This is a genomic window from Pseudoalteromonas rubra (assembly GCF_004212645.1).
Classification (GTDB): Bacteria; Pseudomonadota; Gammaproteobacteria; order Enterobacterales; family Alteromonadaceae; genus Pseudoalteromonas; species Pseudoalteromonas rubra_G.
Genome location: NZ_PPUZ01000058.1, coordinates 1 through 13,361, shown reverse-complemented (window position 1 = coordinate 13,361; position 13,361 = coordinate 1). Strand labels below are relative to the sequence as shown.

9 protein-coding genes and 4 tRNA genes are annotated in these 13,361 nt (G+C 50.3%); 8 read left to right on the top strand and 5 right to left on the bottom strand.

Going from position 1 to position 13,361, the window contains the following annotated elements; genetic code table 11:
* Positions 1-91: 91 nt before the first annotated feature.
* From C3B51_RS18790 to C3B51_RS18775, 4 genes are all read right to left on the bottom strand, one after another.
* The gene (locus C3B51_RS18790; RefSeq protein ID WP_130246028.1) at positions 92-3,421 is read right to left on the bottom strand and encodes an amidohydrolase family protein; all 3,330 of its coding nucleotides are present in this window, start codon (positions 3,419-3,421) and stop codon (positions 92-94) included.
* Positions 3,422-3,559: 138 nt separating this feature from the next.
* Positions 3,560-5,716 carry an ATP-binding protein gene (locus C3B51_RS18785; protein WP_125718411.1) on the bottom strand — a complete coding sequence of 719 codons (2,157 nt, stop codon included), beginning with the start codon at positions 5,714-5,716 and terminating at the stop codon, positions 3,560-3,562.
* A 132-nt stretch (positions 5,717-5,848) separates the two neighbouring features.
* A complete protein-coding gene (locus C3B51_RS18780) occupies positions 5,849-6,505 on the bottom strand; it encodes a helix-turn-helix transcriptional regulator (RefSeq protein ID WP_046005841.1) in 657 nt (218 codons plus the stop codon).
* Positions 6,506-6,732: 227 nt separating this feature from the next.
* Positions 6,733-7,104 (bottom strand): histidine triad nucleotide-binding protein, encoded by a 372-nt coding sequence (locus tag C3B51_RS18775; RefSeq protein ID WP_046005842.1) that lies wholly within the window; start codon positions 7,102-7,104, stop codon positions 6,733-6,735.
* A gap of 206 nt (positions 7,105-7,310) precedes the next feature.
* Here C3B51_RS18775 and C3B51_RS18770 point away from each other — a divergent pair, with 206 nt between their 5' ends.
* Positions 7,311-7,964, top strand: coding sequence for a DUF2057 domain-containing protein (locus C3B51_RS18770; protein ID WP_125718409.1), 654 nt, complete (start codon positions 7,311-7,313; stop codon positions 7,962-7,964).
* Between the two features lie 23 nt (positions 7,965-7,987).
* On the opposite strand, the gene C3B51_RS18765 is transcribed toward C3B51_RS18770, so the two are convergent.
* Complete coding sequence (locus C3B51_RS18765) at positions 7,988-9,835, bottom strand: M1 family metallopeptidase (RefSeq protein ID WP_130246027.1); 1,848 nt, start codon at positions 9,833-9,835, stop codon at positions 7,988-7,990.
* A 130-nt stretch (positions 9,836-9,965) separates the two neighbouring features.
* Between C3B51_RS18765 and murB the strand changes: the two genes are divergently transcribed.
* From murB to C3B51_RS18730, 7 genes are all read left to right on the top strand, one after another.
* The gene (gene murB / locus C3B51_RS18760; RefSeq protein WP_130246026.1) at positions 9,966-10,979 is read left to right on the top strand and encodes a UDP-N-acetylmuramate dehydrogenase; all 1,014 of its coding nucleotides are present in this window, start codon (positions 9,966-9,968) and stop codon (positions 10,977-10,979) included.
* Complete coding sequence (gene birA, locus C3B51_RS18755) at positions 10,972-11,967, top strand: bifunctional biotin--[acetyl-CoA-carboxylase] ligase/biotin operon repressor BirA (RefSeq protein ID WP_130246025.1); 996 nt, start codon at positions 10,972-10,974, stop codon at positions 11,965-11,967. Before murB ends, birA begins: the two co-directional genes overlap by 8 nt.
* Positions 11,964-12,662, top strand: coding sequence for a type III pantothenate kinase (locus C3B51_RS18750; protein ID WP_130246024.1), 699 nt, complete (start codon positions 11,964-11,966; stop codon positions 12,660-12,662). Before birA ends, C3B51_RS18750 begins: the two co-directional genes overlap by 4 nt.
* Before the next feature lie 128 nt (positions 12,663-12,790).
* Positions 12,791-12,866 (top strand) — tRNA-Thr (locus tag C3B51_RS18745).
* A gap of 40 nt (positions 12,867-12,906) precedes the next feature.
* Positions 12,907-12,991: transfer RNA gene (locus C3B51_RS18740), tRNA-Tyr, on the top strand.
* A 44-nt stretch (positions 12,992-13,035) separates the two neighbouring features.
* Positions 13,036-13,110: transfer RNA gene (locus C3B51_RS18735), tRNA-Gly, on the top strand.
* Between the two features lie 12 nt (positions 13,111-13,122).
* Positions 13,123-13,198, top strand: a tRNA-Thr gene (locus C3B51_RS18730).
* Positions 13,199-13,361 lie beyond the last annotated feature (163 nt).

Here is a 13,361-nt window from a genome sequence, read left to right as displayed (position 1 = left end):
GACAGTGTTGCCAGAGAATAAATGCACAGAAGGGGCATTTGGCGAAAAAAAAGCAGCCTTTCGGCTGCTTTATGAATGAAATGACCGGATATTAGTGTTTCCAGTGATATTTGTGTGCTTTTTCTTCCATATAAGCTTCGGTCGCCGGATGCATCGGCGTTTTGCTACCACTTTCGAAAAACAGCGGCTGGCGCTTCACATTGTAGTTGCCGGTTTCGTTCATGGTTGCGGCATCATAGATGCGGCCATTCAGAACGGTGTAGGCGACTTTTTCTGATTCGCGGATGTCATTCAGGACATCACCATCGATGATCACTAAGTCAGCCAGCTTACCTTTTTCGATGGTGCCGATATCGTGATCCATCGCCAGGTATTTTGCACCGTCGATGGTGCCGCTTCGCAGTGCTTCCCAAGGCGTAAAGCCACCTTGTGCCATTGACCACAACTCCCAGTGGGCGCCCAGGCCTTCACGCTGACCGTGTGCACCAATGTGTACGGTAACGCCTTTGTCGCGTAGCTGCTTGGCAGATTTCGCCGCATTGATATGGTTGTAGTGGTGCTCAGGTGCTTTCTCACGACGTACAGAGCGCGGGTTCAGAATGTAGTCCGGAACAAAGCTGGCCAGACGCTCATTCTTCCATACATCTGTGGTGTCATAGAAGTAGTCTTCCCCTTTAATACCGCCATAGGCCACGTTAAAGGTTGGCGTAAAGCCGGCCTTGGTCTGGCTCCACATTTGCGTAACGTCCGAATAAATGTTCGGGATTGGCAGGGCGTGCTCAAGACCTGTGTGGCCGTCGATGATCATGTTCATGTTCTGCTGGAACTTAGAACCGCCTTCCGGCACTACCATGATCTCCATCTGTTTTGCCGCTTCCAGCACTTGCTGACGGGTATCACGACGGGGGTGGTTGTAGCTCTTAACCGTGATAGCACCGGCGTCTTTCAGACGCTTAACGTGGAATTGCGCATCTTCCAGGTTGCTGATCGGCGTTTTGTAGCCAGGTGCATTACCGGCGTAGAGGATCCGGCCTACGGAGTAAATACGCGGTGCGACGGTCAGGCCGGCACGTTGTAATTCCGCCATAGAGAATACTTCATTGGAGTCATTCGACGGATCGTGAATGGTGGTCACACCAAAGCTCACGTTCGACAGCTGGTTCCAGTTTTGCTCAGGTTGCAGGTTGTGGCTGCCATAGCTGCCGTGGGCGTGGGCATCGACCAGACCTGGGATCACGGTTTTACCTGTGATGTCCATGACCTTGGCTTTGTTCGGGATCTCGACTTCGCTGCGGGTGCCCACTGCGATAATGCGGTTTTCTTCAATCAATACGACACCATCTTCGATGATCTCTTGCTGCTCATCGGCATTGCGCATGGTCACGACTTTACCGCCAACCAGGGCCAGAATGCCCTCTGGCTTGTCGGCCTTTTTCTCAAAGCTCAGGTCGATGCCTTCGGCAGTTAATGGTGCGGCTTCGGCTGCGGCACCTTGTAAAAAGGCAAAGGTGTCGGTCAGCTTACGCTGATATAAAGTTGGACCAAAGGCCCAGGTTAACGCACTGCTGTCTGCTTTCCAGTTCAGGAAATCACCTGAGTATTTAGAGACTTGTTGCACTGGGAAAGATTTAGAACCTTTGTTGATAGACAGGGTTTTGCCTGTGCTGGCGAACGGGGCAACAAAGGTATTGAAGTTCTCGATGAAGGCCACGTAGTTACCATCTGGCGAGACGCGGTAATCAAAAATGTAGTCGCCTTTAAAGTGTGAACGCTCTTTTTCACCATTGAGGTCAACGGATTTCAGTTCGCGGTGTGTCTCATCGCTCATCACGCTGAAATAGATGCGATCTTTTTCTGCTCCAAAGTGCGGGTTGTCACCTCGTTTGATGATGCGTTTGGCTTCGCCACCTTTGGCACTGGTCAGGTAGATGCCTGGTTCCATTGACCAGTCACCGCTGAGCAGGTAGCCACCGGTCACTTTGCGATACAGCACGTGCTTACCATCTGGTGAGAAGCTTGGGTTGATGTAGTGGCCCGGATCCTGAGTGATCACTCGACCTTTACCGCCACTGGCCGAAACAACGCGCACGGCGCCTAAGTCTTGATCGTCCCAGCTGGTGTATACGATGTACTTACCATCGCGTGAGAAGCTTGGGTAGAATTCAAAGTGGTCGTTTTGTGTTGTTACGCGGCGCACTTTGCCTGAGGCAATGTCTTTGGTGTACAAATGGCCCAGCGCCTGGAACAGGGCGGTTTTACCGTCCGGAGAAATTTGTGACCAACGCGCCAGTTTGACCTTGAAGGTATCCGGTGCCACATCAACAGCAAACTTCAGTGCCGGGGTAATTTCTTTTTCAGCCACCACGCGGGTTGGGATCACCTTCGCCTGCTTGCTGGCGATGTCCACTTTGTGGAAGACACCACCGGCCCAGAAAACCAGTGCTTTGCCATCCGGCGTGTAAGCGAATGCCGGGGTGTTACCCTGTGCACCATTGGCTTCTTGCAAATCCCGGTCCAGGCCAGCAAAGATCTCGGTTTCGATACCTGACTTCAGATCTTTGATGTACAAGGCACTTTGCATGACCTTGCCATTTTCAATACGCTTTACGAATGCCAGTGATTTACCGTCCGGGCTTGGCGTTGGGCGAATTGCACCGCCTGAGCCACGGATCACGGTTTCTTCTTCACCGGTGGCCAGATCCCAGGAGCGGATCTCAAATACCGAACCCAGTGCATTTTTGTTGTATTCCCAGCGTACGCCAGGGGTCGCATCCACTGAGTAGTAGAGCTTCTTACCATCGTTAGAAAAGGCTGGCTCGGCAATATTCTTCTGCGATTTTGCACCGTGCAAACGATCGCGTACCACCACACCTTTACCACCTGAAATGTGGTACATGCGGATTGAACCACCTGGAATAGTACGACCGGTTACCTGACCTTGTTTGACCGCGATGTACTGACCATCCGGTGACCAGGCCGGGTTATGCAGCAGGTTGTGAGACTCATCAGACACCTGGCGCATGTTGCTGCCGTCGACGTCCATTACCCACAGGTTTTCAGCGCCTTCACGGTCTGAAATGAACGCAATTTTAGTGCCGTCCGGCGAGAACTTAGGCTGGAAGTTCCAGGCTCTGTCGCTGGTGATCGCCGTTGCTTTACCACCGTTAATAGGCATGACGTAAATGTCGCCCAGCATATCGAAGATAATCGATTTGCCATCCGGGCTGACATCCAGGTTACTCCAGGTGGTTTCATTGGTGTCTATGGTAATGGTTTGCTTGTCACCTGGTGGGTTCAGCACGTTCCACTCTTTAGTGCTGGCAGCTTCTGCTTTATCTGCGGTGGCTGCCACGCTGGGCGTGCTCAGGCCAATCATGGCGGCACCGATGGCAATGGCCAGCGGTGATTTAAGTAGTGTCATAATGAAATTTCCTTCAGATTTCTTGTTATCTGGGTAGTCAGGTACCCTGTGTCAGCTAGGATGAACAAATTTTCCCATAAAGTCGACTTTGTGGCGATAAAAGTGCCGCTTTGTGCGTTTGCTTTTCAGCGTCTTGTTTCAGCCGACAGTCTGGTGGCGCACATACTGCAAATACGCTTCCAGGCTCTGTTGCCATAAGACCATGGCATCTGCCAGTTCCTCGTCACAGCGTTTCTTATCCAGCAGTCGGCGTTCGATTTTCTTAAGCGTCAGGCCATAGCGATTAAAGCCAAGCTGTAACGCGGTGCTGGCCTGGCGGTGCAGGAGTTTGATGCACTGCTGATCATCTTCATCCAGTAGTTGCTGAATATGGCGCAGCTTAGTGCGTGCCGATAAAACAAACTCATTGTAAATTGACGACACTTCATCTTCGCTAAAGCCACTCAGGGATGTGACCGCACTCTCATCATACAAGGTGTCACTGAGCTCAACACTGATGTCCGGTGTTTGCGCTTTTTGTGAGTTGCTGATGGCCTGACGCAGTTTGTCTTGTTTGATTGGTTTACCCACAACGTCGCGGATCCCCAGTGCCAGATACTCCTTGATTTCTTCCGGGCTGAGGCTGGCGGTAAAGGCCAAAAACGGCGTACGTCGGTTCTTATGTTCTATATTTTTGAGGCGCTTGAGTACCTCCTGACCCGTTAAGTCTGGCAGGTTCATATCCAGCAGTACCACATCAAAGGCATGCTCAGTGAGTTGCTCAATGGCACTTTGACCATCGTTGGCCAGTTTTATTCTGTGTTCATCAATGGCCATAAACTCGATGGCAATCTTGCGATTGAGGTCTAAGTCTTCAACCAACAGAACGTCCAGACCGGTGGCATAGTCGACATTGTGATGGCGCTTTTCAACCAGACTGAGTTCTCCGACGGTTAAGGTTAAGTCAAAGCTGAAGGAGCTGCCTTTATCCAGCTCGCTGATGATTTCCAGTTGACTGCCCATTTTGTCGAGCAGGCGTGCCGTGATAGCCAGGCCCAGACCGGTGCCGCCTTTGGTTTTACCAGCGCTGCTTTGAACATAAGGCTCGGTGAGTTTTTCTATGTCTTCTTCTTCAATACCGGGGCCGGTGTCTATCACGCTAAAACGCACCCGGTGCTCCATATTCCCTTCTTTGATCAGCTCGACGCAGATCTTGACCTCGCCTTGATCGGTAAACTTGATGGCGTTACCGACCAGGTTGAGCAGGATCTGGCGCAGTTTTTGTTGGTCACAGTAATAGCAAACCTGCTCGGGCATATCGTATACGAGGGTAAAAGTGAGCCCGCGCTGCTCGGCCATTGGGGTCATCAGCAGACATAGGTTGTTCAGCCAGCTCTTAAATTCAATGTCTTCGGCGGCCAGTACCTCGTCGCTTTGTTCCAGGCTGGCGTAGTCGAGTACCTTGTCGATAAGCAAATTGAGGGACTCGGCGGAATTAATAATGGCTTCGCAATAGGCTTTGCTGGCCTGATCTCCAATACGGTTGAGCACCAGTTGCGCACTGCCCAGTATCCCGTTAAGTGGCGTGCGGATCTCATGACTGACGGTAGACAGAAACAAACCGCGGATCTCCAGGTCCTGCTGGGCTTTTTCAGTCAGGCGATTGAGGTTATGTTCGCGTCGCTCGTTACACAGGATAGCCATCCCGGTGGCGTAAAAAATGGGGGCCAGCACGCCATTGAAAAACAGCGTGATGGTAAACCATGGGCTGTCGAGGAGGTTAGCATGGTTGATCTCACCCATTAATAAGGTACGGCCGGTAAACACGCACAGAATAAAGCTCAGCACAATGAGATAGACGATGCTGCCATTGGGATACAGGGGATGGGCATAGCGAATAAAATAGTACAGCAGCAGCAATGCTTCGGCGATATGCTGGAGATCGGAGATCAGGATGCGTTGTCTGAGACCGGGCGCCACGGCGCTAAAATAGACCAGGGCGCAAAACAATATCCCGGTGACAATCAGATAAAACTGAAAGGCTTTGTCCCGAACACCAAGAAACTGGCTGATCGCCCAGCAATGGAGCATGGATGCCGCAAATAACAGGCCGTTAGCGACTCCAATGCTTTGCCACTGCTGGAAATGGCTGTGCAGAGCAAAGCCAATAATACCGGCAAACAGCACCATAGGATAAAAAATGTATAACACCGTACCGGGGGTGTCTTTGTTGGCCCGCCATGTCAGATAATTAAGAAGTGTCATCATGGCCGTCATGACGACGCTGGTGACATACAGAGTTTTGGGATCCAGCATGGCGTGCCCTAGCAATAAATCGACTTTGCTAGCATAAAAGGAAGTAGGAAATCAGTAAAGTGGTGTAAAGCGTGCAACAGCGCCGTTGTTAATTTGGCACTGTTGCAGTGGCGCACGCAGTGGCGCAATCCGTTAGCGGATCTCGTCCGGGATATTTTGTTGCGCCCAGGACAATAATTCAATCCGGTTACGGCATTTCGTTTTTCTGAATGCACTGTAAAGGTGCGTTTTCACCGTATGCGGGCTGATGTTCAAGTCTTCAGCAATTTCCTTGTTTTTGGAGCCTTTACTCATCAGGGTAATAATGGCTTTTTCACGCTTGGTGAGTTTCACCGGCTCAATATCACCTTCGGTCAGCTTGTGTAGTGCATCTTTGTTAAACTGCAACATGCGGTTTAGCGCATTACACATAATCTCGCGACGATACCAGAGCTGATCTTCCATCAGCAGACGGATCCCTTTCATCAGCACATCCGCATTATCCGTGGTGTAAAAGACACCTCGGATACCGCTGAGCAAGGCGCGATTGGCCAGCTCCGGGTTTTCATCCAGGTTGAACAGAACAATGTCACAGCTGACTTTGAGGTTGACGAGCTGCTCTTTTAACTGACCCCAGGCGTCGTTAGCGGCTGTTTCAATGAAGAGCAAACGAGTGTTCTCTGGTACTTCTGAAATATCTGTTCCAGTGATTACGTCCAACCCCTGAGTTTTCAGTAAAGGTTGTAATACATTGACGCCTATGGTGTTAATAGGTTCTTTGTCTAGCAATAAAAATGCAGTACTGCTCATGTGGAAAACACTCTCATTCTGTCTGATTACGCAATGCTATCACGTGACTCAGGCCTTTTGTATTAGAAATCACATCAATAAATAGATTGTTCTGCTATATATTGTGGCATTTCTGATCTTGTTGTCGAATTAAAGCCTTAGTTAAAACACTAAGGCTTTGACTTTTATAATTTTAATTATATTTTTGCCAATATGTTAGTAAATTACATTCTTTAACAAAGAATAATTTAGCTTAGCACTTTTTTCTTATCTTGGTATGGTGGCCAGCCCATTTCTTTACCGGCAAGTACATGTAAATGAATGTGGTAGACGGTCTGACCGCCATCGTTATTACAGTTCATGACTGCGCGATAGCCGTTGTCTGCAAAACCATGCTCTTTAGCCAGTTTAGCTGCTACCAGATACAAATGCCCAACCAGGTGTGCATTTTCTTCATTAATGTCATTCATGGTGGCAATCGGGGTTTTTGGGATCACCAGAACATGAAAGGGGGCTTGCGGATTGATGTCCTTAAATGCCAGGGCCAGATCATCTTCATACAGGATATCGGCGGGAATTTCCCGATTAATTATCTTGGTAAAAATTGTTTCTTGGCTCATTATTTTTCCTTGTAGACGATAGTTTAGCTGATCAGCATAGCGTGCAGAGAGTAAGATACAAGCGAAAATGGTTGTTCAGAGTTTAATCATATGACAACCGCATTGAGTGCAGGTGTATGGCCTGAACGAAACGCTTGAATGCTCTGTTGCAGTTTTAGGTTCAAAGCTAAGTGTCAGCCACATTAACAACAAAATAAAGAGGAATTATGAAGAAAACACGCATTTTTTACTTTCTGCTGGTCAGTTTGCTCAGTGGGCAAGCGTTGGCGGCACAGTTATATTTTCCCGAGGAGCTGCTGCCGTTACAGGTTGGGCAAAAGGAAATAGAGCACTCGTTTTTTAATAAAGTACGGGAACTGTCGCTGGCAGCAGGCAGGCACCAGCTGCGCGTTAAATATACAGATCTGTACGAGGTTGGGTACGACGATCACGAAGTGATTGAGTCAAAACCTTTCTGGGTGACCGTTGAGGTGGCTGAGCAGGGAGATTATTACGTGGAGTTTGAACGGGCCGATACACTCAAAGCCGCGAAGCAGTTTGCAAAGCAGCCACAGTTGTGGCTGAAGGCGCCAGATGGGACGCGTACGCCAGTCAAAACGCTGACTGAACAACTGCGGATCCGCTCTGTAGCGCAGGCGGCAGAAAGGCTTAAAACCCCGGTGACTAAGCCAGACTATGCCGACTCTTTACCTGTCGAGCCGCCTGTGGCGCCTCAGGCTGATAAGCCTGCTTTGTCTGACGCTGTACCCGCAGCGCCTCAGGCTGGCAAGCCCGACGCAGCGGCGATGCTGGAGTTCTGGTGGCAACAGGCGAGCCCGGCTCAGCGCGCGGCGTTTTTAGAAAAAGTACAGCCTCAATAAGGCTGTACTATTGCTGCTATCAATTAGTTAGCAAAGATGGCATCTATGGTGCCTTGTGCTAACGGGTGATAGCCCGGGCGGGCTTTTTGATACACTTCATAAGCCCAGTCGCGTTTGCCGTTGGCAACCAGTGACTTGTACAAGCGCACGATGAGCTTACGGCGGCCAATCCCGGTCAGATGCTTATCAAGTGCTGGGTAAATGGCGTCATAGCCATTACCGACGGCCAGCATAAACCAGGCAAAGGCCAGTTCGGCATTGGTTGAGTTGGTCAGTCCAAATGCCTGATCCAGTGCTGCCATTTTATCCTGTGCCAGGTCGCGCGGCAGGTTATTAATAAAGTGCAGCCACTCATGTACCGTCCAGCTGGTGGTGGGAATGGCATCAAGCGTGCTGTTACCAGCTAACCAGGCCTTTGTTGCGGCATCGACTTTATCAAATGCATCTGAGGTCGGATTTGGTGCATCGGCCGGTAATCCCGGCTGGTGGATCCACTCATTGACCTTATCCATGCTGACAATGCCAGGATGTTTGTTGATGAGGTGTTTTTCTATATATTGAACAAACTCGGCGGTGGTCAGCGATTTAAACGCGTAGGCGTCAAAGTAGTCTTTCACAAAGGCGTCAAACACTTTACGGCCAAACTTTTCTTCCAGATAGATCAGGAACAGCTGACCTTTAGTGTAAGGAACCGTGCTGAATGCATCGTCCGGATCGCGACCATTGAGGCGCAGGTTCAGGCGCGTATCCGGAGCCGGCAACTCCTCAACGACGGTGCGGAGTCTGGCGGAATCCAGTGCTTGCTCCATGACCGCGCGCTCACGACCAAACACTTCTTCCATAATGCGGTTTTCGACATAAGAGGTAAAACCTTCGTTCAGCCACAGGTCTTCCCAGGTGGCATTGGTGACCAGGTTGCCCGACCAGGAGTGCGCCAGCTCGTGAGCGATCAGGTTAACCAGGCTTTTGTCACCTGCAACGACGGTAGGCGTAATAAAGGATAAACGTGGGTTTTCCATGCCACCAAACGGGAAGCTCGGCGGAAGCATTAGCAAGTCGTAGCGTCCCCAGGCATATTCGCCGTACATGGCGTTGGTTTTATCTATCATCGCCTGAGTGTCGTTAAACTCAGCAACAGAGGCATCTAAGATCTGTGGCTCGGCAAAGATGGCGGTTTGGTGCGACATCTCTTTATAGTCGAGGTTACCGGCACCGATGGCGATAAGATAAGGCGGGATAGCCTGCGGCATATCAAACCAATAGTCGCCATCTTTGATTAACGCACCACTGTTGTCGGCACTCATGACTGCACGTACATCTTTGGGTGTATTAACACGAGCGGAATAAGTAACGCGCATCGCCGGAGTGTCCTGGACGGGGATCCAGCTGCGGGCATGGATAGCCTGAGACTGGCTGTACATAAATGGATGTGACTTACTGGCGGTTTGCTCTGGCGTCAGCCATTGCAGACCGGATGCCTGTGGCAAGCTGTTATAGTAGATGCGTGCTTTTTTCGCTTGTTGCTTAAAGCGGATAGTCAGTTTGGCGCCTTTCACGTCATCGCGTTTAGCAAGGGTAAAAGAGGCTGGGTACCATTTACCGTTACTGCCCTGGTACATCACCTTGTCTATTTCAAGGTCTCGGGTATCCAGCACCAGGGTTCTGGCTTGTTTGTTTTGCCATGCCAGTGTGTGTTCCACAAAACCCTCCAGCTGTTTGTCTTCAAAGTCGACATCCAGATCCAGGTGAAGGTGTGTACTGATCACGTCGTTGAGGTTGGCATAGGTGTGTTCGTCTACCGCCTGAGCACTCAGCGCGGTATGTGACAGGCCTGCTAAGGCAAGACCAAAGGTTAGGGCAGAAAGTTTCATTATTATCCTTGCTCATGATGTGAGTAGAGCCGTTGTTATACCACTTAAGTGCCAAAATGACACCTTGATGCGCCAAAGCCAAGGATAGGCTACACTAGCGGCAATTTTGCATTAGTTACAGGGTTCGGGTGTGCATTCTTTGCAGTCATTACACACATTCTCGCTACCGGCATCGTGCCGCACATTATTGCGTATTACCGATCCGGCGCAGCTTTACGACCACGACTTTAGTACGCCGTTTTATATTTTAGGTGAGGGCAGTAACAGTGTGTTCCTGAGCGATTATGCGGGCACAGTGATCCAGCTGGCCAATCGTGGCGTGGCTATCGAAGAACAAGCCAATCATTATGTTGTACGCGCTGCAGCCGGTGAATCCTGGCATGCACTGGTGATGCATTTGCTGGCACAAGGGATTGGCGGACTGGAGAATTTAGTCTTGATCCCAGGCACCTTGGGTGCAGCCCCGATCCAGAATATCGGCGCTTATGGTGTGGAGCTGGCCGATGTGCTGTATCAGGTACGAGGCTTTGATATTGCCAGCAGAACCATGCAAACCTTAGATAAAGCAGCCTGTGAGCTTGGCTATCGCGATTCTGTGTTTAAACATGCGCTGAAAGATCGTTTTATCATTACTGAAGTGACACTACAATTACCCAAGCAGTGGCAACCTGTGCTGAGCTATGGCCCGCTAAAAACACTTTGCCACGAGACGGTGACCCCACAGGCGGTCGCTGAACAAGTGATGGCAACCCGGCGCAGTAAACTGCCCGACCCTCAGGTGCTGGCAAACGCCGGGAGCTTTTTTAAAAATCCGGTGGTCGACAAAGCGCAAGCCGATGCCTTAGCCAGTCGTTATCCCGATATGCCCAGTTATCCGGTCGATGCGCAGCATTGCAAGCTGGCCGCGGGCTGGCTCATTGAACGCGCCGGGCTTAAAGGCTATCAGCAGGGTGGGATCAGAGTGTATGAGCGCCAGGCCCTGGTGCTGGTCAATGAAGGCCACAGCAATGGTGAGGACCTAAAGGCAGTGATCTGCCATATTCAGCACACCATACTTACCCAGTTTGACATTGTGCTGGAGCATGAGGTCAGGCTGATAGGCCCGCAGGGTGAAATTACAATACAGGAAGCGCACCATGGTTAAAGCACCCGATGGCAACAAGCTGGCCATTTTACATGCCCTGAAGTGCGGTGAATTTGTTTCCGGACAGGCACTGGGCGAACAGCTGGGGATCAGCCGGGCGGCGGTGTCTAAGCACATTAAGTCATTACAGCAAATGGGCATCGACATTTTTAAGGTGACAGGTAAAGGCTATCGGCTCAATAACAGCCTGCCTTTATTAGAGGAAGCGGAGATCCGTCAGAGCTGGGCGCAGCTCAGTGACACGCCGTGTCAGATAGAAGTGCATTCTATTATTGATTCCACGAACAGTGAACTGATGCGTCGCATTCAGGCCCACCAGTCTATTCCCAAAGGGCAAGTGCTGGTTGCAGAAATGCAGCAGGCCGGGCGAGGCCGACGTGGTCGTCAGTGGCAGTCGCCATTTGGTGCCAACTTATATTACAGCTGTTACTGGCAGCTCGATGAAGGTATGCAGGCCGCCATGGGGTTGTCGATAGCCGTCGGGCTGGCGGTACACGATGCGCTTAAAGCCTTGTTTGATTTGGATGTGCAGTTGAAGTGGCCAAACGATGTGTATCTGAATGAACAAAAGCTGGCGGGCATCTTGGTTGAGCTGGACGGCCAGGTTGAAGGCCCTTGTCATCTGGTGATTGGTATAGGGCTGAATGTAGCGATGCCAGAGAGCGCCGCCGGACAAATCGATCAGGCCTGGACCGATTTAAGCCAGCACGTCAGCGCGGTTAACAAGAATCAGCTGGTGGCTGTGCTGACTTTATGTCTGCAAAAGCGCTTGGAGATCTATCAGCGCCACGGACTGAGTGTGATGACTGAGCAGTGGAATGCACTGAATGTGCATCGTCAGCAGGGCGTGACGCTGACCACAGGACAAAAACAGTGGCGAGGCATTTGTGAAGGCATAGACTCACAAGGTGGTTTGGTGCTGCGTCAGGATGGCGAGCTTAAAACCTATTACGGCGGCGAAATCTCAGTACGTAAGGAAGCATCATGAAACTGCTGGTAGATGTGGGCAACACGGCACTGAAAACGGCAACGCTGGCAGGGGACGTCATCACCTTGGTGGCTGAGACAGACATTCCCTGGTCAGAGATAGAAGAAGTGCTGATCGCGCAGGTGGGCAAGGGGGAGCTGGTGGCGCCGCTAATTGCGCGTGCGCAGCAACTGGCTATTCCACATTATCAGGCTAAGACCAGTGCAACATTGGGTGGGCTAACTTGCGCTTATCCGCAATTTGAGAACCTAGGAGTCGATCGCTGGCTGACGGTGGTGGCCTGCTATCATCTTTATCCGCAACAAAGTTGCGTGATACTCGATTGTGGTACCGCCAGCAAAATTGATGTGCTAAATAAAGCCGGACAACATCTGGGCGGCTGGATCTTGCCCGGTCTGGATATGATGATCAGCAGCCTGGTTAGTAATACCCAGAAAGTTTTCAGTGATGACACCAGCTTATTTTTGCCTGAGCTGGGCACCAATACGCCCAATGCGGTCAAAAATGGTGCTCTGGTCGCTACCCTGGGTGCGCTGGAATACTATTTGGGCCAGTCTGACGACACGCCTGTGATTGTTTGTGCAGGTGGATATGGCGAATTAATGCAACAACACTTAGCCCGGCCAAGTACATATAATGATATTTTGGTGCTGCAGGGCCTGATGTACTGGCGTAAATATCAGCAGTTTGCATAATAATTTGCCTGCAATACAGGTTTTTGCTGTAAATGTGACCATTTAAACAATTATCTGTGATTTTTTTTACTTTGGGTGTTGCATAGTCCCGGTCATTCCTCTAATATCTCGCCCCGTACTAAAGCAGTGCCGACTTAGCTCAGTTGGTAGAGCAACTGACTTGTAATCAGTAGGTCATCCGTTCGACTCGGATAGTCGGCACCAGTTTTTAAACAGCAACGCTTTAGACAAGAATTTTTGACGTGGAGGGGTTCCCGAGCGGCCAAAGGGATCAGACTGTAAATCTGACGGCACTGCCTTCGCTGGTTCGAATCCAGCCCCCTCCACCACTTTATTCTTGACGGTTAGAGGTAGTTAAGAACAGGTTCCTAAAGCGGGCATCGTATAATGGCTATTACCTCAGCCTTCCAAGCTGATGATGCGGGTTCGATTCCCGCTGCCCGCTCCAGTTTTCTGGTGTGCTGATATAGCTCAGTTGGTAGAGCGCACCCTTGGTAAGGGTGAGGTCGGCAGTTCAAATCTGCCTATCAGCACCAGTCTTCGGATCTTCCTAAATACTTCCTTTGATTTGTCATAAAAACATTTATAATTGTACTTAATAATTCTAGTCTGCCGCCGTTGTGGCGTGTGGATTATTTTTATATGTAATCTAGATACACAAAACTTATAGGTTCCGTCATGGCAAAAGAAAAGTTTGAA